Raw genomic sequence first — 683 nt, 5'->3', positions numbered from 1 at the left:
GCGCCCGCAGCGCGGCCTGGTCGGCGTCGAGGAACTCCCGGACGGGCGTCGGCGGACCGGCCACCGACGCCTCCAGCGACGCGAGGGTCAGCTTGTCGACGCGCATCGCCCGGGCCAGCGGGAAGCGCCGCACCCGCTCGACCAGGGCGGCGCCGCGGCCCCCGCCGCCGAGGAGCAGACCGGCCTGCGGTCCGCCGAGCAGCTTGTCCCCGGAGGCGGTGACGAGGTCGGCGCCGTCGGCGAGGGTGCCCGCGGCGTCGGGCTCGTCGGGCAGCAGCGGGTGCGGGGTCAGCAGCCCGGACCCGATGTCGACGACGACCGGTGGCCCCAGCCCGGCCAGCTCCCGGACCCCGACGGTCGAGACGAACCCCGTCACCACGAAGTTCGACGGGTGCACCACCAGCAGGAACGCGGTGTCCGGGCCGATCGCGCCGGCGTAGTCGCGCAGGTGGGTGCGGTTGGTGGTGCCGACCGGGCGGAGCCGGGCCCCGGTGGACTCGATCAGCTCGGGGATGCGGAAGCCGTCGCCGATCTCGACGAGCTGGCCCCGGGAGACCACGACCTCGCGGCCGGTGCCGGCGAGGGCGGCGCAGACCAGCGCGAGGGCGGCGGCGCCGTTGTTCGCCACCCAGGCCGCCCCCGCACCCGGGACGGCGTCGCGCAGCGCGGCCAGCGCGTCCGTG

General features: G+C 77.9%; 1 pseudogene. It reads right to left on the bottom strand.

The features are described 5' to 3' along the window. Positions 1-683 (bottom strand): annotated as a pseudogene (locus GTW08_RS05520) (L-seryl-tRNA(Sec) selenium transferase); the annotation flags it as partial.

This window comes from Pseudonocardia sp. SID8383, assembly GCF_009864975.1.
Lineage (GTDB): Bacteria > Actinomycetota > Actinomycetes > Mycobacteriales > Pseudonocardiaceae > Pseudonocardia > Pseudonocardia alni.
The sequence above is the reverse complement of the archived record's forward strand: the minus strand, read 5'-3'. Positions and strand labels throughout refer to the sequence as shown.